Source organism: Stenotrophomonas sp. YJH_SMC_57 (assembly GCF_059369755.1).
Map to the genome: position 1 here is coordinate 1 of NZ_JCAFSZ010000002.1, position 22,062 is coordinate 22,062.

Below are 22,062 nucleotides of genomic sequence, written 5' to 3' on the forward strand. Positions count from 1 at the left end.
CATCACCGTCGACATGGGGCTGTACAACGACGCAGCGGCCGGCGGTGCGTACCGGATCGACCAGGTCAGCTTCGCCGACGGCACCCTGTGGACGATGGACCAGATCAAGCTGATGCTGCTGCAGCCGACCCCCGGCGCCGACCGTCTTCTGGGCTATGCCTCCAACGATCTTCTGGACGGTGGCGAGGGCAACGATGAGCTGGACGGGGCCGGTGGCAACGATGTGCTGATCGGTGGCGGTGGCAATGACATCCTGCGCGGCGGTGCGGGCAGCGACACGTATCACTTTGATCTGGGCTGGGGCAGCGACCGGATCATCGTCAGCGACAGCGGTGTTGGCCGGGTCGAGACGGTGCGCTTCGGCGCCGGGATAACCACCAGCGATATCCGTCTTGGCCGCGCCGGCAGCGATCTGCTGTTGACGCACGTCAATGGCGATCGCATCACCGTCGACATGGGCCTGTACAACGATGCAGCGGCCGGCAGTGCGTACCGGATCGACCAGGTCAGCTTCGCCGACGGCACCCTGTGGACGATGGACCAGATCAAGCAGATGCTGCTGCGTCCGACCAGCGGTGCGGCCAGCACTACCGGCGTTGCCAGCAATGGTCTGATCCAGGGCGACGAGGGTAACGACAAACTACATGCGCTGGCGGGCCACGATACCCTGTACGGTGACGCAATCTACAGCGCCGATCGCAGAGCCGGCCGCTTCGACGTCATCGAGTTCGGTGAGGGTATTGGCGCTGTCAGCCCGGGAAGCTATCGCAGCGATCACAGCAATGAGGTGGCGCTGTTGATCTCGGCATTGGCGGACGGTGGTGGGGCCACGGACTTCGCTGCGGCGATACGGGTGCGGGCCGATGACCCGCGCCACCAACTGGTGGCGATGCCGAGCGCGTTGATGCTCGGCTGAGTCTTCCAGCCGGATTTTCGGAACCGGAAGTGGCAGGGACAGTCCTCCACCGTGGAGGCTGTCCCGGGCCAGAGGTGCCTCCGCCCGAGCTTTGGCCGAATGTCGAGATGCTCGGCTGTGATTGGGGTTCATCCACGCATGGCGTGGATCTACTGATCGTGGATCCGTGCGTCAATCGTGAGCGCTGTCATCCAGGCTGATGATGCCGCGCCGCAGCGCCTGGGTGACCGCATGCGTGCGATCACCCACGCCAAGCTTGTCCATCAGGCTCTTCATGTGCGCCTTCACCGTCTGCTCGGAAATCTGCATGCGTTCGCCGATGCGCTTGTTCGACAGGCCCGCCGCCACGTGCCGCAGCACCTCGGTTTCACGGGGTGACAACCGGTCTTCCACCACGTGCGCGGCGATGCTGGCAGCCACCGCCGGTGGGATCGGTGCGCGCCGGCCACCGGCCACCATGCGGATGGTGTCGACCAGTTCATGGCGCAGCATGTCCTTCAGCAGGTAGGCACTGGCACCGGCCTGCAGTGCGCGCACCGCACGCACGTCGCCGCGGTAGGTGGTCAGCACGATGATCCGCGCGCGCGGGTCGAGCGCGCGGATCCGCACGATTGCTTCAACGCCATCCAGCCGTGGCATCTGCAGATCCATCAGCACCACGTCGGGGTGCAACCGCTGGTAGCACGCGATGGCCTCTTCGCCGTCGGCGGCTTCGCCAAGCAGCTGCAGGTCGGCCTGCGCGCCCAGCAGTGCGGCCAGGCCGTCGCGCAGCAGAGGATGGTCGTCGACCACCAGGACGCGGATCGGGGCAGGAATTTCAGTCATGCTTCGGTGTGCTCCAGGGCCAGCGCCAACGGGAGGGGTGGCGGTGATACAGGCGCCGCGCGGGAACCGCCAGCGCAATTTCGGTACCCAGTCCGGGGCGGGTCCACAGCTGCAGCTCGGCACCCAGGCGCTGCGCCCGCTCGCGCATGCCCTGCAGGCCCCAGTGGCCGTGGCCGGCGTGCTCGTCGGCGATGCCCACGCCATCATCGCGCACGTGCAGCAGGAAGCAACGCGTGCCGTAGGACAGCTCCACCTCGATGGCACTGGCGTCGGCGTGACGCAGCGCATTGCGGATCGCCTCGCGCCCGATCAGGAAGACTTCTTCAGCGGCGTCGGCCTGAAGCAGTGGCGCGGCCCCCTCCACGGTCAGGCGCAGCGGGTTGGTGCCCTGGCCGGCGTACTCGGCGTGCACATCGGCCAGCGCCGACGCAAGGTCGCGATCAGCGAACGGGCCATCACGCAATGCGTTGACTCGCTCGCGGCCTTCGGCCAGGTTGCGCTCGGCCAGCTGCATCGCCGACTCCAGCTGGCTGCGCACCGGCGCCGGGGTCTGCGCGGACTGGCTGATCGCATGCAGGCGCAGGATCAGGCCCTGGCTGCCCTGCAGCAGGGTGTCGTGCAGGTCGCGGGCGATGCGTTCGCGTTCACCGTGGCGCTCCTGCAGACGGGCACGGAACAATGCCGCCAGCTGGCCACTGCGGATGCGTACGGCCATCACCAGCAGTGCCAGTATCGCCGCTGCGCACAACAGCTTGAACCACACCGTCTGCATGAACGTAGGCGCGATGCGGAAGCTGCGGCTGGCCGGCGTGGTGCTCCAGATGCCGTCTTCGTTGGCAGCTTCCACCTCGAAGCGGTAATTGCCCGGTTCCAGGTTGGTGTAGTACGCACGGGTACTGCTGCCGGCGTCCTGCCAGCCGTCGTCGACGCCGGACAGGCGATAGCGGTAGCGGTTGCGCTCCGGGCGTGCCAGCGACAGCGCCACGTAGTCGATCTGCAGCTGGCTGGTGCCTGCCGGCAGGCGCAGGCCGTCACGCAGGGGCTGGTGTGCACTGCCGTACAGCACCTCGCCGATGCGCACGCTGGGCGCCATCATGTTGACATGCGAGCGCGTGGTATCCAGCCAGGCCAGGCCCTGGTTGGTGGCCAGCCACAGCAGTCCGTCATCGGCCAGCGCGGCGGTGGCGATCGGCCCGCTCTGCAGGGCAATTCCTGGCATGCCGTCCACCGCATCGAACAGGCGTGGCGTCACCTGCATGCCGGTGCGCAGGGCGCCGCGCAGCTGGCTGCTCTGCAGCCGTACCAGGCCCCGGCTGCCATTGAGCCACAGGTGCCCGCGTGCGTCGGCGACCATGCCGGTGATGCCTTCGAGCACACCGGCCATGTCAGTACGGACGGGCACGAATGAGCCATTTCCCACGCGCGCGGCAAGGCCGGCTTCGCCGGCCACCAGCAGCAGATCCTGATGCTGCAGCAGCGCGGTCACCGGCCCCACGGCAAGCCCCTGGGTGGCATCGAAGGTGTCGATGCCCGTGCTGCGCATGCGGCGCAGCCGGCCGTCGGCATAGCCGAGCAGCAGCTGACCCTCGTGGTCCAGTGCAAGCGTTGAACAGGACAGCTCGGGCAAGCGCGTTTCGCGCCGCCATTGGCCATGCCGGTAATGCAGTACGCCGTGTTCGCCACTGCAGACCCAGGCCTGTTCGTCGTCGGCGAACAGCAGGGCATGCAGCGGTTGCCCGGTGAACGGTGCCGGCAGCGGAATCAGGGTGGTGTGGCCAGCCACCGTACGTGCCAGGTTGACCCAGTCGAACTGCCAGACCGGCGTGGGCGCCTGGCGTGCGGCCGCCTGCAGCTGAGCGGCGTTGCCGTCCAGCAACGGCCGGCGCAGATCGTACAGTCGGAGGTCCTCGCCGTAGCCATACACGCGTCCATCGCTGGCCCGCACCAGTGAGCGGTAGGGGTCGCTGGGGCCGGCGGCGAGCGCATGCACGCTGCGCGCACGGAAGCGGTTGAGGCCGAGATTGGTGCCGACCCAGAGGTTGCCCTCGCGATCGACGATGATCGGCACGGCCGATGTGGCGGTCAGTCCGTGCGGTGAATCGAAGCGTTCCATGCGTACGGCATGGTCGCCCTGGAAGGTGACTCGGGCCACGCCGCCATGTGGGCTCATCGTGGCCCACAGCGCACCATCGGCGGTGAACTGCAGGCGCGCGGCGACCAGATCCGGCAATCGCCGTGCTTCGCGCTCATGCTCGGCCATCAGGCCCTGCGCGTTGGCCAGCGGCGAGGTGCCGCGCACGCGGTCGGCCAGCCACACTTCGCCCTGCGGGCTTTCCGCCAGTGACGCCATCTGCGATACGGCGATGCCGGTGTCCTTGAACACGGCATCGCCTGATGCGCGCATCCAGACCTTCAGGTCGGCCAGTACCCAGAAGGTGCCGCGGCTGTCATGCAGCACCCATTGCACGCGATGCTCCGGCACGCCGCTCCCGCTCGGCAGCGGTTGCCAGCTCCGGCCGTCGAACCAGCGCAGGCCACCATTGATGGCCGCCCACAAGCGACCGTCGCGGCCCTGGCTGAACTGCGGAACCACGCCGACCGGAACGCCCTGGCTGCGGCCGTAGTTGTGCAGCTGGCCGCGCGCGAGCTGGCTGATGCCGGCCTGGAAGTAGCCGATCCAGAGTGCGCCATCGCTGCGGTGCGCCAGCGTGACCATGTTGGAGGAGGGAAAGGCGCTGCCGACCGGTGCCGGCTGGCGTTCAAAGCGGCGGCCATCGAAGCGGTAGAGGCCCGAGCCGGTGGCCAGCCACAACAGGCCATCGCGGTCCTGGCTGATGTCCCATATATCACCCGGCGCGCCCTGGCCAACCCGCCAGGCGGTGTGCTCGTAGCCGGGCAGGCCGCTGCTCAGCAAAGGACGCTGCACGCCGAACGCAGGTAGGGAGATCAACAGCAGCAGGCACGCCAGCATCGCTGGCAGGCGCTGCTGGAACGGGAAGGGGTGGCCACGCATGGCGGGCATTCTGTCAGGTACGGGGCAGTCCAGGGTGACCCGAACGGGGTAGGTGCGTGGCGCGGCACTCGGCTATCACCCCGGCATGTTCCGTGGAGCCCAGCCATGCAGCGCCTGTTTGTGATGTTTCCCGACCGTGCACCGGGCATCGGCCTGTTGTGGCTGCGGCTGTGCGTGGCCGCTGCGCTGTGCATGCCGGCGCCGCACACCGGTGAGTGGTCGATACCCGGCCTGGTGGTGGCCGCGATGCTGGTGCTGGGCGCGCTGACCCCGCTGGCGGCGGTGCTGGCAACGTTGGGCCTGTACCTGCTGGCCCAGCCGTGGGCACTGGCACCACTGCCGCTGGCGCTGCTGCTGCTTGGGCCGGGCGCCTATTCGCTGGATGCTCGGTTGTTCGGCCGTCGCCTGCTGGGGCGGCGGCCTCCCCCATTCGGGTAGGTGCCGGCTTCGTCCGACGGGGGTAGGGCTTCCGGCGCGTGGCGCAGACCATGGGCCACCCCTCTGCGGCGTCCCCCATGGCCACCGTCTCCCTGCCTGTCTTGCCCGCCGCATTGCTTGCCCCGCACCAGGCGGCGGCGTTGCAGCGCGCCCTGCGCTATGTCGATGAACACCTGTCGCAGCCGCTGCGGGTGACTGATCTGGCGGAGGCTGCCTGTGTCAGTCGCTTCCATCTCGTGCGCCTGTTCCGTAGCGGCACGGGCGCCAGCCCGCTGCGCTATGTGCGCCGCCGCCGCATCCAGCGCGCCTGCCAGTTGTTGCCCGCCGCGAAGCTGCCGATGTCATCCCTGGCGCAGCAGCTGGGCTTCTTCGACCAGAGCCATTTCGTCCGCAGCTTCCGCGCCGAAACCGGCTGCAGCCCAGGCCAGTACCTGGCCGGCGATGCGGCGCTGTTGCTTCCCCCAGAACGTGCTTCCAACGGAGTCCATCCATGAGTCCTGCCACCGCTGTTCCCGCCCCGTCCCTGTTGTCGCCCACCGATCACGCGCTGGTGCTGATCGACTTCCAGTCGCAGATGGCATTTGCCACCCATACCATCGACATCTCGGCGCTGCGCAACAACGTGTCGCTGATCAGCAAGGGCGCCAAAGGCTTCAACGTACCGGTGCTGCTGACCACGGTGGCCGAGACGTCGTTCTCCGGCCCGATGTTCCCGGAACTGCCTGAGATCTTCCCGGGCCAGCCGGTGTTCGACCGGACCTCGATGAACACCTGGGAAGATCAGGCGGTGATCGCGGAGATCAACCGCATCGGCAAGCGCCGCCTGGTGCTTGCCGGCCTGTGGACCAGCGTCTGCATCGTTGGTCCGGCGCTGTCGGCGCTGGCGCAGGGGTTCGAGGTGTACGTGATCACCGATGCCTGTGGGGATGTCAGCGAAGAGGCCCACGAGCGTGCGATCACCCGCATGGTGCAGGCGGGCGCGGTGCCGATGACCAGCGTGCAGTACCTGCTTGAACTGCAGCGTGACTGGGCGCGTGGCGAAACCTACGAGCTGACCACCGGCATCGCCCGCGACCATGCCGGTGGCTACGGCATCGGTATCCAGTACGCCAAGCGCATGTTTGGCGCGCAGGAAGGCGGGCACTGAGCATGCTGGCTGGGCATGGCCTCGACCTGGCCCTGCTGATGCTGCGCGTGGCAGCTGGGGGATTCCTGCTGCCTCACGCGCTGGGCAAGCTGTCCGGCTGGTTCGGCGGCCCCGGGCTGGCCGGCTTCGCTACCGAGTTGCGCGGCTTCGGACTGCCAGCGGCGGCGCCACTGCCGCTGCTGCTGGCCCTGTTGCAGGTGCTGTGCGGACTGGCCGTGCTGCTGGGTTGGCAGGTCCGCATCGCCGCACTGGTCGCCGCCGCGTTCATCGGCTTCACCGTACTGCTGGCCCTGCCCAAGGGCTGGTTCTGGATGCGCGGTGGCAGCGAGTACCCGTTGATGTGGACCACGGTACTGCTGGCCGTCGCGCTGGCCGGGCCCGGCGCCTGGGCGCTGGACGGCCAACGCCTGCCGGGAGACCACGCATGAATCACGATCCACTCGACCACGGCCGTCGCAACGTGGTGCTGGCCAGCGGTGCCGCTGTTGCGCTGGGTGTGGCCGGCCGTGCCGGTGCCGCATTCGATTCCACTTCCAAGGAGCGTCGCATGAGCACGCTGGTCATCCGCAATGCCCGCATCACCACCCTCGACCCGCAGCAGCCACACGCACAGGCGCTGGCCGTGCAGGAGGGGCGCATCGTTGCCGTCGGCAGTGACGAGCAGATCATGCGCGACTGGGGCAACGAAGCGACCGTGATCGATGCACAGGGCCGGCGCCTGTTGCCCGGCCTCAACGACAGCCACACGCACCTGATCCGCGGTGGCCTGAACTACAACCTGGAGCTGCGCTGGGATGGCCTGCGTTCGCTGGCCGACGCGATGGCGATGCTGAAGGCACAGGTTGATCGCACCCCGGCACCGCAATGGGTACGCGTGGTGGGAGGTTTCACCGCCGCGCAGTTCAACGAGAAGCGCCTGCCGACCCTGCAGGAACTCAACGACATCGCGCCGGATACGCCGGTATTCCTGCTGCACCTGTACGACCGCGCGCTGCTCAATCGCGCCGCGCTGCGTGCCTGCGGCTACACCAAGGACACGCCGGATCCTCCGGGCGGGCAGATCGTGCGCGACGCGCTGGGCAACCCGACCGGACTGCTGCTGGCCAAGCCCAACGCGCTGATCCTGTACGCGACGCTGGCCAAGGGGCCCCGGCTGCCGATCGAGTACCAGGCCAATTCGACGCGCCACTTCATGCGTGAGCTGAACCGGCTGGGCATCACCTCGGTGATCGATGCCGGCGGCGGCTTCCAGAATTACCCCGAAGACTACCAGGTCATCGAACAGCTTCACCGCGATGACCAGCTGACAGTGCGCATCGCCTACAACCTGTTCACCCAGAACAAGGGCAACGAAGTGGATGACTTCCGCGGCTGGAGCGAGATGCTGCAGCCTCGCCAGGGCGATGACCTGCTGCGCCACAACGGGGCCGGCGAGATGCTGGTGTTTTCCGCTGCCGACTTCGAGCTGTTCAACGAGCCACGCCCGGAGTTGCCGCCGGAGCTGGAACCGGAACTGCACGATGTGGTGAAGCTGCTGGTCGAGAAGCGCTGGCCGTTCCGCATCCACGCCACCTACGACGAGAGCATCACCCGCATCCTCGACGTATACGAACAGGTCAACCGCGAGGTGCCGTTCGATGGCCTGCACTGGTTCATCGACCATGCCGAGACCATCACCCCGCGCAACATCGAGCGTATCCGCGCGCTGGGAGGCGGCATTGCCGTGCAGCACCGCATGGCCTACCAGGGCGAAGCGTTCGTCGAGCGCTATGGCGTGCAGGCGGCGCGGCATACGCCGCCGGTGAAGCGGATGCTGGCCGAAGGCGTGCCGGTGGGTGCCGGAACCGATGCCACCCGCGTGGCCAGCTACAACCCATGGGTGGCGCTGTCCTGGCTGGTGACCGGGCGCACCGTCGGAGGCCTGGCCCTGTATGGCGACGAAAACCTGCTGGAGCGCGAACAGGCGCTGCGCCTGTGGACCCAGGGCAGTGCCTGGTTCTCCGGCGATGAAGCGGTGAAGGGCACGCTGAAGGCTGGCCAGCTGGCCGACTTCATCCTGCTGTCGGCTGATTTCTTCCGCGTCGATGACGCGCGGATTGCCGACATCACCAGCGTGCTGACTGTGGTCGGTGGCCGCATCGTGCACGCCGACGGTGACTACGCCGGCCTGGCCCCGCAGCTGCCGCCGGCGATGCCCAACTGGTCGCCGGTGAACAGGTTCGGGGGCTACCACGTGGGTGGCGCCGCGACCGGCCTGGCCGCGGCCCACCGCCATCACCACGGTGTGGCCTGCACCACGCATGGCGCCCATGGTCATGCCGCCCGGCACGCGGCACCGACCGACGACCTGACCGCGTTCTGGGGCGCGATGGGATGCTCGTGCTTCGCGTTCTGAGCCTGGCGCTGCTGGTCGCGCCGACAGTGACGCTGGCCTGCGAAAACGGTCGTTGCATCGAGGCTGGTGACGGCCAATTGCAATGGGATGCGTCGCTGCGCGTGCGTGGGCTGTACTACGACCCGAGCCGGTTCGGCATTGGCGGTAGCGAGGATGGCTATGGCCTGCTGCGCGCGCTGGCCTCGGCCACCTATGTGGAAGAGACCTGGCAGGCGAAGCTGCAGCTGGGTGTGCACGGGGAGGATGGTAAAGCCGGCGGCCCCGGCCGTACCGATCGCAGCGCGCTGGATGTGCAGCAGGCGTACTGGCGCTGGCAGCACGGTGGCTTTCATCTGCAGCTGGGGCGGCAGGAGGCCGGCTACGGCAGTTCGCGGCTGTTGTCGGTACGCGATGGGCCGAACATCCGCCTGGCCTTCGACGGCGCACGTGCAGGCTGGAAAGGCCGTCTCGGCATGCTGGACCTGATGGTGCTGCGGCCGGTGGAGAACCGAGCCGGTGCCTTCGATGATCGGGGTGAACACGGTGCCCATCTGTGGGGTGCGTACGCCACGACGGCACGCGGTCAGGCGGCGGCCCAGTGGGATCTGTACCTGCTGGACTACCGCCGCGAAGGCGCGCGGTTCGCCGCAGGTGGCGGTATCGAGCGGCGGCAGACCCTGGGCGCACGATGGTTCGGCCAGGCCGGTGCACTGCACTGGAACAACGAACTGGTGGTGCAGGGCGGTGAACTGCGTACCGCCACGGGTGACCTCGGCATCCGCGCCTGGACGCTGGCCACCGATACGGGCTGGCGCTGGACGGACCTGCCGCTGCAACCGCGGTTGGGGCTGAAGGCGGACATCGCCAGTGGCGATGGCAATCTGCATGACGGCCGCCTGGGAACCTTCAATGCACTATTCCCGAAATCGGCCTACTTCAGCGAGGCCAGCCTGCTGGCCCCGGCCAACCTGATGGACGTCCAGCCGACCCTGACCCTGCGCCTGCACGACGCGGTGACGACGGAACTGGGCGTACAGATGGCCTGGAAGCATCGTCGCGCCGATGCGGTCTACACCACGCCGGCACCGCTGGTGGCGTTGCCGGGCAGCGCCGGTGGCGCGCGCCGCATCGGCACTCAGTACAAATCCGAAACCCGCTGGCAGGCCAGCGAACACTGGCAATGGCAGCTGCAGCTGGCCTGGGTCGATGCCGGTCCTGCACTGAAGCAGGCCGGGGGCCAGGACACGCTGTTCGCCTCGATCGTTGGAGCATGGCAATGGTGAACGCAACCGCGTCGCAACCTTCCGCACAGGCCGCAGGGGCCTGGTCACCGTTGAAGATCCGGATGTTCCGTTCGATCTGGCTGGCGATCCTGGCCAGCAACATCGGCACCTGGGTCAACGACGTGGCCGCCGCCTGGGTGATGGCCGAGCGTACCGGCTCGCCGTTGATGGTGGCGCTGGTGCAGTCGGCCACCACGGTGCCGATCGTGCTGCTGGCGCTGGCCGCCGGCACGCTGGCCGACATCGTCGACCGGCGCAGGTACCTGCTGGCCACCCAGGGCTGGATGCTGCTGGTGGCTGCGGTGATGGCGGCGCTGACCGCGATGGACATGCTGACCCCGCAGCTGCTGGTGCTGCTGACCTTCTGCATGGGCTGCGGCGCGGCGATGGCGATGCCGGCGCAGGCGGCGATCGTGTCCGAGCTGGTGCCGCAGCCGATGCTGGCCTCGGCGGTGGCGCTGAACTCGATCGGCATCAACATCGCGCGCTCGATCGGCCCGGCCATCGGCGGCGTGATCGTGGCGCAGCTTGGTGCGGTCTGGGCCTTCGGTTTCAACGCCATCACCTTCGCCGCGATGCTGTTCGTGGTGTGGGGCTGGAAGCGTGACCCGAAGCAGTCCAGCCTGCCGCCGGAAGGCTTCGGTGCCGGCCTGAAGGCAGGCCTGCGCTACGCCAGCCGCGCCGGGCGGCTGCAGGCGGTCCTGATCAAATCGGTCGGCTTCTTCTTCTTCGCCGCGGCGATGAACGCCTTGCTGCCGGTGGTGGTGCGCGGGCAGATGCAGGGTGGGGCGGGGCAGTACGGCATGCTGCTGGGCTGCATTGGTATCGGTGCGGTTGGCGGCGCGCTGCTGCTGCCGAAGCTGCGCGCCCAGATGGACCGCGACCTGCTGGTGCTGCTGGCCACGCTGTCGCTGGCGTTGAGCCTGGTCGGGCTGGCGCTGACCCGCAGCTGGTACGTGCTTCCCGTGGTGATGCTGGTCAATGGCTTTGCCTGGATCACCGTGCTTTCTTCGCTGCAGATTGCCGCGCAGACGGCGGTACCGGCGTGGGTACGTGCGCGCGCGTTGGCGCTGTACATCATGGTGTTCTCTGCCGGCATGGCCGCTGGCGGCCTGAGCTGGGGCGCGCTGGCGCAGCGCACCTCGCCCGAGCTGGCGCTGCTGGTGTCTGCCGCCGGTGCGGTGATCGGCGGGCTGCTGGTCTGGCGCGTGCGCATCGCCGGTACCGAAGACCTGAACCTGCGCCCGGCCGGGCACTGGCCGGCACCGGAACTCTCAGTTCCGGTATCCAATGATCGCGGCCCGGTGCTGGTGACCATCGAATACCGCATCGACGAAGCCGATCGCAGTGCATTCCAGGCGCAGATGCGCGCGCTGGGAACGATCCGTCGCCGTGATGGCGCCGTGGTCTGGGGCGTGGTTGAGGACGTGGCGACGCCGGGCATCCACCTGGAGTATTTCGTGACCCCGTCGTGGCTGGAGCATCTGCGCCAGCACGAACGCATCACCGCCGATGACAAGGCGATCCAGGAGGTGTTGCGCGAACTGCATCGCGGCGAACGGGCACCGGTGGTACGTCACTTCGTGGGGGGCCAGGACCCGCTACCCAAGGCCGCCGTTCCGCACCACCACAGCGATATCTGACCTGCTCTGGTAGAGCCGGCCGCTGGCCGGCTGCACGTGCTTTGGATCCGGATGGAAAAGTTGCCGGCCAACGGCCGGCACTACCGCAGAAGCGGCGGCGCTGCAGGCGCCGCCGCCGCATATCATTTGCGTGCGAACGCCAGCAGGTCGGCGTTGAACGCGTCGGCGTGGGTGACCGTCAGACCGTGCGGGGCACCGGCATACACCTTCAGTACGGCGTCGCTGATGATCTGCGAGGACAGTTTGGCCGAAGCATCGAACGGTACGATCTGGTCATCATCGCCATGCACGACCAGCGCAGGCACGTCGATCTTCTTCAGGTCACCGGTGTAGTCCACTTCCGAGAATTCGTGGATGCAGTCGTACTGGCCCTTGACGCCGCCGAGCATGCCCTGCAGCCAGAACGAATCACGCATGCCCTGGGTGACGCTGTTGCCATCGCGGTTGGCGCCGAAGAACGGCGTGGCCAGGTCCTTGAAGAACTGCGAGCGGTCGCCGCCGGTGCCCTTGCGGATGCCGTCGAAGACCTCAAGCGAAGTGCCGGCCGGGTTGCCGGCGGTCTTCAGCATCAACGGCGGCACGGCGCCGACCAGCACCACCTTGGCGACGCGCCTGCTGCCGTGGCGGCCGATGTAGTGGGCCACTTCGCCGCCGCCGGTGGAATGGCCGACCAGGATCGCGTCCTTCAGGTCCAGCGCGTCGATCACCGCGGCCAGGTCGTCGGCGTAGGTATCCATGTTGTTGCCGTCCCAGGTCTGGCTGGAGCGGCCGTGGCTGCGACGGTCATGGGCAATCACGCGATAGCCGTTCTGCCCCATGAACAGCATCTGCGGGTCCCAGGCATCGGAAGACAGCGGCCAACCGTGGGCGAACACGACCGGCTGGCCGCTGCCCCAGTCCTTGTAGAAGATGCGGGCGCCATCGGCGACGGTGACGTAATTGCTCATTGCAGGTTCCTTGGCGGAAGGGAGGAAAGGCACCTGCAGGCCTGCCGGTGCCTCCCGCAGTACAGCGCAACGGCTGTCGAATGCCTTGCACGCCTGTGCTGGATTGCCGGGGCTGTGACGTGTATCGCTCTGGCAGCGAGCAGATGGCCGGCTGACGATGGCGGCAGTCCCATCGAGGAACCTGTGATGCCGAGAGTGCAGTGCTGCCCGTTGTTGTGTCTGCTGCTGGCAGGCGCCGTTCACGCGCAGACCCAAGTCTACAAGTGCGTGGAGGGATCCCATCCGGTCTATCAGCAGACGCCCTGCCAGGGACGTGCGGAATGGCGCTGGGAGGTTCCGGCGGAACAGTCATTGTCGCGTGGCCCTGGGCCTGCCGCGGCCACACCCGCGCCGGCCCGCCGGCGGGCGTCACGCCCCGGGCGCGCGCGGGCTGCGCTGATCCCGATCAGCGCCGATCCCCGCGCCTGTGAGCGTGCGCGGCAGCAACGCGGGAAGGCGTTGGCCAGGGCCAGGCGCCTGGACTTCGTACAGCGCCGGCAGCTGGATGACGCGGTGCACGACGCGTGTCGCTGATTTTCGTGCTGAAAACGACAACGGCGCCCATGGGCGCCGTTGTGCGGAGACGCTGGAAGCGCGGGCTCAGCGACCGTCGCTGGCCGCCGCCGGTGCCGGCGAGGGCACGCTGTCCGGCTTGGGCAGGCTCAGCTCCGGGTTGCCCTGTTCGGCCTGCAGGATCTGGATGCGGCGCTGCAGCGCGTCCAGCTGGCTGTTGGTGCTCTGCACGTCGGTGCTCAGGCTGACTGCCTGCTGCTGGGCCTGCTGCAGGGCCGCGCTGACCTGGGCCGACTGCGCCTGCTGCTGTTCCATTTCCTGTTGCAGGGTGCGCAGGCGCTCCTCGTTGTAGGCCACCAGGCGCTCGGTGTAGCGCTTGCCGGCTTCCAGCCGGGTGGTGTCGATATAGACCTGGGCCAGCTGTTCGGACTGCTGCGCAAACGTGCGGTAGACGCGCTCGGCGTTGTCCACGGCATCGGTCTTGATCACCCGCCAGAAGTTCTTTTCCTGGAACAGGGCGACGTAATACGTCAGGGTGTTGGCGTTGAACAGCAGGCTGGCACCGTAGTTGCCGTTGTAGGTAGTGCGCAGCTCGGTCAGCTGGCGCGAATCCATCAGCTGCTTGAGTTCGTCCACGGTGTTGCGCACTACCGGTGCGGTGCGCGCGGCCTGCTCTGCGGCTGCTTCGCGGTCGCCACGGGCGGCCATCGCCGCCGGTGCCACCAGCATCATGGCCACGGCCAGCATTGCCGCGCCGCGCGCCTGACGGGCGAAGACCGCGCCCCCTGAAGTTTCTCGCATGTCTAGACCATCCACGGATGAGTGTGGGTTGAGATGAAGGTGGTTCCCCGCCGGGAGTCTAGCATGGGCGCGGGCGCCGCCAAGGGCGCCCGTCACGGGTCAATAGACCAGCTGCGCGGCGCTGCACTGGATCGATTGCACGTTGACATCGGTCCGGCCCAGTTCCAGCCCCAGCACACTGGCCAGCAGGTTGGTCAGCAGGGTGCCAACGCTGTTGAGGACCGGGCGCAGCGCGGCCAGGATCGGCTTCAGCAGCGTGCACAGCAGCCCGCTGCAGCTGACGCTGCCATCGGGGTTGGTGACGCCGGTTCCACCGGCACCATCGAGGAAGCCGGCCGGCGCGGTCTGGATGTACGACGCCAGGTTGTTGCGCACGCAGCCGTTGTAGTCGATCAGGTTGCCGAGCAGGCTGTCGCAGCGGTTGATCAGCAGGCCGCCGACCAGTGAGCCGAGCAGCCCGTCGAGCACGCCCAGGCCCTGGCCGGTGACGGTGACCTTGAACGCATCCCAGACCGGCCCGTCCTTGTGGCAGGTGACCAGGTTCAGCAGGCCGCAGGCGTAGGGCAGGCCGCCGGGCACATTCCAGCTGTTCAGCGGCGCCAGCTGCCGGCTGGGGTCGCCATCGCGCAGCAGCGGAATCAGCTTGTTGACGTCATAGCGCGTGTTGGGCGGGAACGTGGCCTGCAGGTAGCGGTCGGCCAGCGCCTTGGCGGTGTCGTTCGCGCTCATGCCCTGCTTGGGTGAGCTGAGCATGCCAGACAGGACCCGCAGCAACTCGTTCACCAGATCGGAAACGGCATTGCCCAGTGCCAGCGGATTGATCTGGGTGGAGCCGCTTTCGCCGGCAGCCAGGGTCAGGTTCTGCGAACTGGTCAACGCGGGCAGGGTGATCTTGTCGTTGATCAAGGGCTGGCCCAGCAGTGTCAGCAGCTGTTCCTTCTGCAGGGTGTTGTCACAGACATTGTTCTTGGAGAAACGCTGTGCGGGATCGACGTTGCCGACGCAGGCGCGCAGCACCGAGGAATCGACCTGGATGGTGGCCTGGGGCGAGGTGCCGCCGCATTGGATGCCGGTCAGCGTTCCCATTGCGTTGGCGACATCGACGTGTACGGGCAGATGCAGGCGCGTACCCAGCAGCTGCAGCAGTGGGCCGAGCGCAAACAGGTTGTTGCTGTCGACATCGGCCATCAGCCGGACCTGCGCGTTGTAGGCGCGCGACCCGACGCCACCGATGGCGATCGACGGCGGTTCGACCACCCCGGCCTGCACGTTGATGCCCAGCAGATTCAGGCCGCCGATCGCGATGCCATTGCCCTCATTGGCGATGGAAATGGCGGTGCTGATCAGGTTGAGGACGCTGATCTTCGATTCCAGCGCGCTGCCGGCGGTACCGTCCGGAGAAATGACTTCGGCGAACAGGCCACCGCCGCCGGATTCGCTGCCCAGCGCGATGTTGAGCTTGGTGATGTCCAGCCGGGTGGCGACCAGGTCCGACAGGGCACGCAGCTGCACGCCGACGGTGGTATCGCGGCCGACCACCGTGGCGGTGGCGTCGACCAGCTGCGCCAGCGAGATCTTGTTGACTGCCAGCAGGCGGTTGAAGTCGGCCACGCTGAGGTTGGCGCTGACTGGAATGTTGAGCGCCTTCAGCAGGCCGGAGGGTGTGACGTTGGCCTGCGCCAGGCCGTCATAGGAAAGCACGGTGGCGTTGGTGACATCCAGGCCGATCAGGCGCAGGGTCGACATCAGCAGCGAATCGCCGCGGGTCCGCAGCAGCTGCGAGCCGACGGCGAACACCGCAGTGGGCTCGGAGCGGCGCGCCACCGCCTGCACGCTGACGGTCGGCAAGCTGGTGTTCTGCCCGAAGAAGGGCAGCACGCTGCGCTGCGCGATGACCTGCACGGCATTGCGTGGATTGGCGGCATCCACAGTCCCCTGGAAACGATTGGCCGTGCCGCGTGTCGCGCTCCAGTTCCCGCACCTGATCTGCAGGCTGCCGGCAAACCGGTTCTGGGTCAGCGCGCTCTGCCGCGCCGCACTGTTGTCGCTGTTGTCCGACGTGCACAGTTCCAGGCGCTGGGCGCCGGCCAGCGCCGCCAGGTCGGCGACCTTCTGCGCATCGCGCTTGGCCCAGAACAGGTAGCCGATCTCGACCAGCCCGAGCATGGCCAGCAGCGCCAGCATGACCAGCATCATGGTGACCGACATGCCTCCGCGGGGGCGGTTGAAGCTGAACTGGCGTGGGCGTTTCATGGCCTACCTCAACGTCCGGATGAGGATGTTCCCTTGGACTTGCCGACATCGGTTTCAAAGAAATCGGGAATCTCGTGCTGGAAGCTCTTCAGGTAGCGTGCGTAGCTCAGGGTGGCCTGGTCGCCGAGGATCGGCAGGCGCGGGCCGGCCTGCTGCCCCGAGGCCTGCAGCTGGAACAGGCTGCGCGTGGCGTCGCCGATCTCGCTGCGGCGTACTGCTGGCGCAGGTGCGGCCGCTGTGCTGGCGACGTGGTAGGCAGGGGGAGGGGCGGGTGCCGGTACGGGTACACGTGCCTCGGGCGCGGACACGTCGACCGTTGCCAGCGTTTCGGACTGCAGCGGTTGTGCTGCGGTTGCAGCGGGACGGGCGCCGCCGAGCATCTGCCCGGTCAGCGGCTGTTGCTGTGCCTGGGCAGCTGTCGCCAGCAGCAGGCCGCTCAGCGCGGGCAACAGGCGACGGGTCAGGTGTGGCTTGATCATGGCGTGTTCCCGGTGGGCTGGTCTGGGGTGCTGAAGCGTTCGAGCATCGAAGGTGGCAGGCGCTGCGGATTCCGCTCATCGCGAGCGTCGCGTCGCGCTTCGGCGGCCAGCCGGGCCGCGGCCTGCGGGCGGGCCGGCGAGCCGGCAACCGCGCGGGGGGCTGCCACCTCGCGTGCCGCTGCTGCAGCCTGGCGCTGCTGCAGGCGTGCGCGGATCTGCTCGACCTGCTGCTGGATGCCGCGGCGGCTGTCTTCGTTGAGGTTGGCCTGCTGGGCCAGGCGCTCGGCCGTGGCGGTGTCCCCACGCAGCACCGCCCACAGTGCAAGGTTGGCCGTCGCCTTGGCATTGCCGGGTGACAGCTCGAGCGCCTTTGCCAGCGGCTCACGGGCCTGGTCGAACTGTCCTGCACGCAGCCGCGCGTAGCCCAGATCGCCGAGGTAGTCGGTGTTCAGCGGTTCCAGTTGGGTGGCCCGGGCCAGAGACTGCTCGCTGCCGGCGTCGTCATCGCGATGCGCGGCGATCAGGCCCAGCCCATGTGCGGCGGCGGCCGCCTGCGGCCCCGTGGACAGTTCGCGGTAGAGCGCGATGGCAGCGTCGGTCTGCCCGGTTTCGCGCAGGGCGTCGGCCTGCAGCAGCCGCAGCGCCGGGCGATCACCGTAGCGCTGGCGGAATGCATCGACGTGGGCCAGCGAGGCATACCAGGCGCCCTGCTGCTGCATGCGCGCGATCAGTTCCAGGTAGGCGTTGCGGCTGTCCTGTGGTGCCGGTTCGGGCGCGGCCAGGCTGGGCGCGCGCAGGTACTTCGGCGTGGTCGACGCGCAGCCACTGGCGACGGCGGCAAGGGCGAACAGCAGGCAGGCGGTGCGAAGGGCGGGCATCAGGTCGTTCCCATCGAGGACATGGTGGCGGCCAGCGCAACCAGCGCCGGGCCGGCAAGAACCAGCATCAGCGCTGGCAGCAGGGTCAGCATCATCACTACCGTCATCTTCACCGAGAGCTTGCCGACCTTTTCCTTCAGCGAATTGCGGCGCTGCTCGCGCAGGCGGATGCTGAACTGGCGCAGTGGCTCCTGCACCGCGCCACCGTGTGCATGCACCTGCAGGATCAGTTGCACCAGGCTGCTCAGGTCGTCGTCACCGTAGACGTCACTCAGGCGGCGCAGCGATTGCGCGCGGGTGCGCCCGTGGGTGTAGGCCACGTTGGCTTCCTGCAGTTCGCCGCCGAGGATCGGCAGCGCATCACGCAGCTTGTCGCCCAGCGTCTGCAGGCTCTGGTCCATGCTGAATCCCACCCCCTGCAGCAGGCGCAGCAGGTCGATCAGCAACGGCAGCTCGTTCTCGACTGCACGGCGGCGACGCTTGACCCAGGCAGACAGGGCGAACTTGGGCAGCAGCAGGCCCGCTGCCAGTGCACCGATCACCACCATGATCTTCGCCAGCCCGGTCGCCTCGCTGAAGGCCAGCGCAAGGGCCAGTACCAGCAGCGCCAGCAGCAGGCGGACGCCGAGATAGATGGCGGTGCCGCGGCGCGTGTTCCAGCCGGCCAGATCCAGCAGCAGGCGATCCTCGTTGGCCAGCAGTGCGGCTTCCAGGCGGCCACCACTGAGCGAGCGACCGAAGCGCTCCAGCCAGCCGAGCGAGTCGTGGCCCGTGGCTTCCACTTCGCGCGCCTCGTCACGCGGCTGCAGAGCGGTCTTGAGCGTCGCCGACGTGCGCTGTTCACGATGGCTGCGGACCCAACCGGCAAACCCGAGCAGGGCCACGCCCGCGGCCAGCACCAGCAATGAAAGCGCAAACCAGGTGCTCGCACTCATCGGGCTTCTCCTGGGGGGCTGCGATGGCTCATAGCGATTTGGCCAGTCGATACAGCAGGAAGGCGCCCACCAGCTCCAGGCCCAACGCGATCAGCAGGACCTTGTGGCCGAGCGGCTCGTGCAGCACGGGTTGGAAGAAGTCGGGGCTGGCGATGGCCATCAGCACGGCGCTGGCCGGCGGCAGCAGGCCCAGCACCCAGGCCGACATCCGCGTTTCCGAGGTGGTCGCCGCCAGCTCCTGCTGTGCCTGTTCCAGGTCGCGCATGAAGTCGCCCATGCGCTGCAGGATCTGGTCGGAGCGGCCGCCGATGCGCACGCTGACGCCGATCACCACCGACAGCACCTTCAATACATCCATGCGATAGGGCTGCGCGGCGAGTGACAACGCGCGATCCAGGTCCATGCCGCTGCGGGCATAGCGCACCGTGGTGTCGAGCAGGCCGCGCAGCGGCGCGCTGGTCTGCATCGACGCGACCTGGAAGGCCGCCTGCAGGCTGTTGCCCAGCGCGGTCAGGCGCACCAGGTTGTCGAGGAAATCGGGCAGCTGGTGCAGCAGCTGCGCGCGCAGCCGGGTGGTCCGGCGCATGATCCACAGCCAGCAACCGAGCGCGTACAGCAGCAGGGTCAGCGGGAACATCCACGCGGTGCCCAGCCGCAGCATGGCCGTCAATGACAGCACCAGGCCCGGCACCAGCAGCATCACCGGAAGTTTCCAGCCAGGTTGCAGGCCCGCACGTTGCAGCAGTCCATTCCAGGGCAGCGGCCTGCGCCCGCTGCTGGCAGGCCGCGCGGGCTCGTTGGCGGCGGCACTGGCGATGCTGGCCGATGGCGAAGTGGCTGCATTGCCCCGCGCCAGCTGCTGCTCGGCATGCTGCAGTGAAGCCTGGCGTTGCTCGCGGGTGCTGGCCGTGCCCCACAGCCATGCCGCCAGCGCCAGCAGCACGGAGATGATGCTCAGCACGCCCAGCAGCAGACCGGTGCCCATGCTCAATAGTCTCCGTACAGCGATTCGCGCAGCAGCTGGCGGAACGGTTCCAGCTTGTGCGAGTGGGGCTGGAAGCCCAGGCCGATCCAGCGGTCGATCTCCCGGCCGTTCGCATCGATCTGCAGTTCGTGCCGAAACATCTCCTGGGTGGTGATCAGGTTGTCGCTGACGCCGGTGATTTCCGTGATCGAGACCAGCACGCGGCGGCCGCTGCCCAGTCGCGAGATCTGCACGATGAAGTCGATCGCACTGGCAATCTGCCGGCGAAGGCTGTCTTCGCTGCCCTGGAAGCCGGCGAAACCTGCCAGCATCTCGATGCGGTACAGGCAATCACGCGGTGAATTGGCATGGATGGTCGCCATCGAGCCGTCGTGGCCGGTGTTCATCGCCTGCAGCATTTCCAGCACCTCGGCGCCACGGACTTCGCCGACCACGATGCGGTCCGGCCGCATGCGCAGGCTGTTGCGCACCAGGTCGCGGATGCTCACCGCACCGTGGCCTTCGGCGCCGCCGATACGGCTTTCCAGGCGCACCACGTGCGGGTGGTTGAGCGACAGTTCGGCAGTGTCCTCGACGGTGATCACGCGCTCGTTGGGCGGCACGTAGCTGGCCAGTGCGTTCAGCAGCGAGGTCTTGCCGGAGCTGGTTCCGCCCGACACCAGGATGTTGCAGCGCCCCAGCACCATGGCTTTCAACAGCGCCTGCATCGGCGCGTCGAAGGTGCCTTTGGCCAGCAGTTCGTCAGGCGTGAACGGGTCCTTGCGGAACTTGCGGATGGAGACCATCGGTCCATCCACCGCCAGCGGCGAAATGATTGCGTTGAGGCGCCCGCCATTGGGCAGGCGCGCATCGACCATCGGGTTGGAGTCATCCAGGCGGCGCCCCAGTGGTGCGAGGATGCGGCGCAGGATCCGCAGCAGGTGGGTATCGTCGGTGAAGCGCTGCGTGGCGCGCTTGAGCTGGCCGCCCTGCGAGACGTGCACATCCTTGAAGCCGTTGATCAGGATGTCTTCGATCGACGGGTCATGCAGCAGGTCGTCGAGCGGGCCGAAGCCGGTCAGCTCCTTGACCAGCCCTTCAGCGACTACCTGCATTTCTTCTTCATTGATCGGGATGCGCCATTCTTGGATGAAGCCCACCGTCTGCACCTGTACCCAGCGTGCGATGGTGTCCGGCGCCCAGGAATCAATGTCGATGCGCTCGTCCTCGATGCTGTTGAGCAGGTGCTCATGCGCGGCCGACAGCACCTTCTGGTACTGCTCGGTCTGCGCGAACGGCAGGTGGCCCGGCGGGGTGTCGGGCAGCACCGGGCGGGTGGCGGCATGCGGGAACGGGGTTACCTTGTCTTCCATTGCGATCCACCCAGGGCAAGGGAGAGTCTTTCCCGCAGTCCCTGTGCCTGCACCGGGCATGCAGCCGGGTCCAGGCGCGAAACGAGCGGGGCGAGGGCACGCAGGTAGGGGTCGCGCGGTGCGTCCTGCAGCAGCAGGTGGCCCTGGCTGGCAGCAAGGCGCACCCGTGGACGTTCGGGCAAGGTGGCCAGCAGCGGCACCTCGAAGCGACGCGCGATCTGTTCCGGGCTCATGCCGCTGCTGTCGTCGTGGCGATTGATCACCAGCTGCAGCCGCTTCTCGCGCTCGCGCTGCCCGGCAAGGTGCTTCAGCGCCTGGTCGAGCGACACCAGGGTGGCGATCGAGGCGTCGGTGACCAGCCAGATTTCGTCGGCCTGGTCCAGCAGCAGCGGCGGCAACTGCCGCAGCGGGCAGCCGCCGGCATCGCACAGCACACTGGCGAAGACGCCGCGCAGGCGCTGCAGCAGTGCACCTGGATCGGAGGGCGGCACGGCGTCACTGCCACCGGCCCGATCAAGCAGTACCAGTCCGGAGTCATGGCGGGCCATGGCGGTGCGGGCGAGGGTGGCGTCGATGCGGCTGGCGTTGCGCAACGCGTCTTCGTAGTGGAAGCGGCTGTCGAGGTTGAGGTACAGCGCGAGATCACCGGACGGCTGTGCCAGCTCCATCAGCAGGCCATCCTGCTGCAACGCTTCGCCCTGGGCGAGGGTGCGGGTCTGCTGCGCGAGCACTGACAGGTGCGCGGCCAGGGTGCTGGTGCCGACCCCGGCACGCACGCCCAGCAGCACGATCAGGCGGGCCTTGTGCGCCAGTTGTGGCGAGGCCGCCGGTCGCGGCGACAGCGCACGGCGCAACGCGGCTTCGATGCCGGCGTTGTCGCTGTCCAGGTCCAGCACGTCGCGCAGGCCGGCGCGCAGCGCGATCACCACGCCTTCGACCTGGCCGGCACTGGTAGCGCCGACCGCGACCAGCACCAGGTCCGGCTGTGTCTGCTGCAGCTGCTGGGCCAGTGCGCTGGAGGCGGCCGCGTGTTCGGGGCGGAAATCGAGCAGCACCAGGCTCTGGCCCCCGCGTTGAAGGTCCTGTGCGGAGGTCGGCGCGTTGCTGTCCTGCCAGTGCAGGGTCGTGGTCGGCGGCAACTTGGCAGCCAGCCGGGGCAGCAGTTCGCGATCCATTCCGTACAGGACCAGGTTCATCGGTGGTCCCTGTGGATGCAGGGGCTGGGCGGTGGCGTAGGGCAT

Annotated in this window: 20 protein-coding genes; 9 read left to right on the forward strand and 11 right to left on the reverse strand. The window is 67.9% G+C overall.

The features are described from left to right. Positions 1-916, forward strand: a 916-nt coding sequence (locus AC5P7U_RS02110; RefSeq protein ID WP_495220744.1) for a calcium-binding protein, incomplete at its 5' end; no start/stop codon positions are given. A 171-nt stretch (positions 917-1,087) separates the two neighbouring features. Here the strand turns inward: AC5P7U_RS02110 and AC5P7U_RS02115 are convergent. Further along, on the reverse strand, positions 1,088-1,741 hold the full coding sequence (locus tag AC5P7U_RS02115; protein ID WP_006450899.1) for a response regulator: 654 nt from the start codon (positions 1,739-1,741) through the stop codon (positions 1,088-1,090). Then, a complete protein-coding gene (locus AC5P7U_RS02120) occupies positions 1,734-4,763 on the reverse strand; it encodes a triple tyrosine motif-containing protein (RefSeq protein ID WP_197564888.1) in 3,030 nt (1,009 codons plus the stop codon). The genes AC5P7U_RS02115 and AC5P7U_RS02120 overlap by 8 nt, the downstream gene beginning before the upstream one ends. A gap of 96 nt (positions 4,764-4,859) precedes the next feature. Between AC5P7U_RS02120 and AC5P7U_RS02125 the strand changes: the two genes are divergently transcribed. The 7 genes from AC5P7U_RS02125 to AC5P7U_RS02155 all read left to right on the forward strand — a co-directional run bounded on the left by AC5P7U_RS02125 (position 4,860) and on the right by AC5P7U_RS02155 (position 11,639). Continuing rightward, the gene (locus tag AC5P7U_RS02125) at positions 4,860-5,192 is read left to right on the forward strand and encodes a hypothetical protein (protein ID WP_197564887.1); all 333 of its coding nucleotides are present in this window, start codon (positions 4,860-4,862) and stop codon (positions 5,190-5,192) included. Between the two features lie 50 nt (positions 5,193-5,242). Further along, positions 5,243-5,686 carry a helix-turn-helix transcriptional regulator gene (locus AC5P7U_RS02130; protein ID WP_197564890.1) on the forward strand — a complete coding sequence of 148 codons (444 nt, stop codon included), beginning with the start codon at positions 5,243-5,245 and terminating at the stop codon, positions 5,684-5,686. Further along, the gene (locus AC5P7U_RS02135) at positions 5,683-6,339 is read left to right on the forward strand and encodes a hydrolase (RefSeq protein ID WP_197564886.1); all 657 of its coding nucleotides are present in this window, start codon (positions 5,683-5,685) and stop codon (positions 6,337-6,339) included. The genes AC5P7U_RS02130 and AC5P7U_RS02135 overlap by 4 nt, the downstream gene beginning before the upstream one ends. Positions 6,340-6,341: 2 nt before the next feature. Then, complete coding sequence (locus tag AC5P7U_RS02140; RefSeq protein ID WP_197564885.1) at positions 6,342-6,767, forward strand: DoxX family protein; 426 nt, start codon at positions 6,342-6,344, stop codon at positions 6,765-6,767. Between the two features lie 119 nt (positions 6,768-6,886). After that, positions 6,887-8,734, forward strand: coding sequence for an amidohydrolase family protein (locus AC5P7U_RS02145; protein WP_197564889.1), 1,848 nt, complete (start codon positions 6,887-6,889; stop codon positions 8,732-8,734). Continuing rightward, a complete protein-coding gene (locus tag AC5P7U_RS02150; protein WP_197564884.1) occupies positions 8,713-9,996 on the forward strand; it encodes an alginate export family protein in 1,284 nt (427 codons plus the stop codon). Before AC5P7U_RS02145 ends, AC5P7U_RS02150 begins: the two co-directional genes overlap by 22 nt. Further along, entirely contained in the window at positions 9,990-11,639 is a 1,650-nt protein-coding gene (locus tag AC5P7U_RS02155) for an MFS transporter (RefSeq protein ID WP_197564883.1), read from the forward strand. Before AC5P7U_RS02150 ends, AC5P7U_RS02155 begins: the two co-directional genes overlap by 7 nt. Positions 11,640-11,761: 122 nt before the next feature. Here the strand turns inward: AC5P7U_RS02155 and AC5P7U_RS02160 are convergent, their stop codons facing one another. Further along, positions 11,762-12,586: an alpha/beta fold hydrolase gene (locus AC5P7U_RS02160; RefSeq protein ID WP_197564216.1), complete on the reverse strand. Its 825-nt coding sequence runs from the start codon at positions 12,584-12,586 to the stop codon at positions 11,762-11,764. A gap of 186 nt (positions 12,587-12,772) precedes the next feature. Between AC5P7U_RS02160 and AC5P7U_RS02165 the strand changes: the two genes are divergently transcribed. Further along, the gene (locus AC5P7U_RS02165) at positions 12,773-13,159 is read left to right on the forward strand and encodes a hypothetical protein (RefSeq protein ID WP_495220745.1); all 387 of its coding nucleotides are present in this window, start codon (positions 12,773-12,775) and stop codon (positions 13,157-13,159) included. A 66-nt stretch (positions 13,160-13,225) separates the two neighbouring features. Here AC5P7U_RS02165 and AC5P7U_RS02170 read toward each other — a convergent pair whose 3' ends face one another. The 8 genes from AC5P7U_RS02170 to AC5P7U_RS02205 all read right to left on the reverse strand — a co-directional run bounded on the left by AC5P7U_RS02170 (position 13,226) and on the right by AC5P7U_RS02205 (position 22,062). Beyond that, on the reverse strand, positions 13,226-13,939 hold the full coding sequence (locus AC5P7U_RS02170) for a DUF2968 domain-containing protein (protein WP_197564217.1): 714 nt from the start codon (positions 13,937-13,939) through the stop codon (positions 13,226-13,228). A 99-nt stretch (positions 13,940-14,038) separates the two neighbouring features. Continuing rightward, entirely contained in the window at positions 14,039-16,192 is a 2,154-nt protein-coding gene (locus AC5P7U_RS02175) for a TadG family pilus assembly protein (protein WP_197564218.1), read from the reverse strand. 8 nt (positions 16,193-16,200) lie between these two features. Continuing rightward, positions 16,201-16,671 (reverse strand): DUF3613 domain-containing protein, encoded by a 471-nt coding sequence (locus tag AC5P7U_RS02180; RefSeq protein WP_006450822.1) that lies wholly within the window; start codon positions 16,669-16,671, stop codon positions 16,201-16,203. Continuing rightward, positions 16,668-17,549, reverse strand: a complete 882-nt coding sequence (locus AC5P7U_RS02185) for a tetratricopeptide repeat protein (RefSeq protein ID WP_197564219.1) — start codon at positions 17,547-17,549, stop codon at positions 16,668-16,670. Before AC5P7U_RS02185 ends, AC5P7U_RS02180 begins: the two co-directional genes overlap by 4 nt. Continuing rightward, positions 17,549-18,484, reverse strand: coding sequence for a type II secretion system F family protein (locus tag AC5P7U_RS02190; RefSeq protein WP_006450819.1), 936 nt, complete (start codon positions 18,482-18,484; stop codon positions 17,549-17,551). Before AC5P7U_RS02190 ends, AC5P7U_RS02185 begins: the two co-directional genes overlap by 1 nt. A 28-nt stretch (positions 18,485-18,512) precedes the next feature. Further along, on the reverse strand, positions 18,513-19,469 hold the full coding sequence (locus tag AC5P7U_RS02195) for a type II secretion system F family protein (protein WP_197564220.1): 957 nt from the start codon (positions 19,467-19,469) through the stop codon (positions 18,513-18,515). A gap of 2 nt (positions 19,470-19,471) precedes the next feature. Continuing rightward, positions 19,472-20,821, reverse strand: a complete 1,350-nt coding sequence (locus AC5P7U_RS02200) for a TadA family conjugal transfer-associated ATPase (RefSeq protein WP_049458423.1) — start codon at positions 20,819-20,821, stop codon at positions 19,472-19,474. After that, positions 20,806-22,062: a CpaE/TadZ family protein gene (locus AC5P7U_RS02205; RefSeq protein ID WP_197564221.1), complete on the reverse strand. Its 1,257-nt coding sequence runs from the start codon at positions 22,060-22,062 to the stop codon at positions 20,806-20,808. The genes AC5P7U_RS02200 and AC5P7U_RS02205 overlap by 16 nt, the downstream gene beginning before the upstream one ends.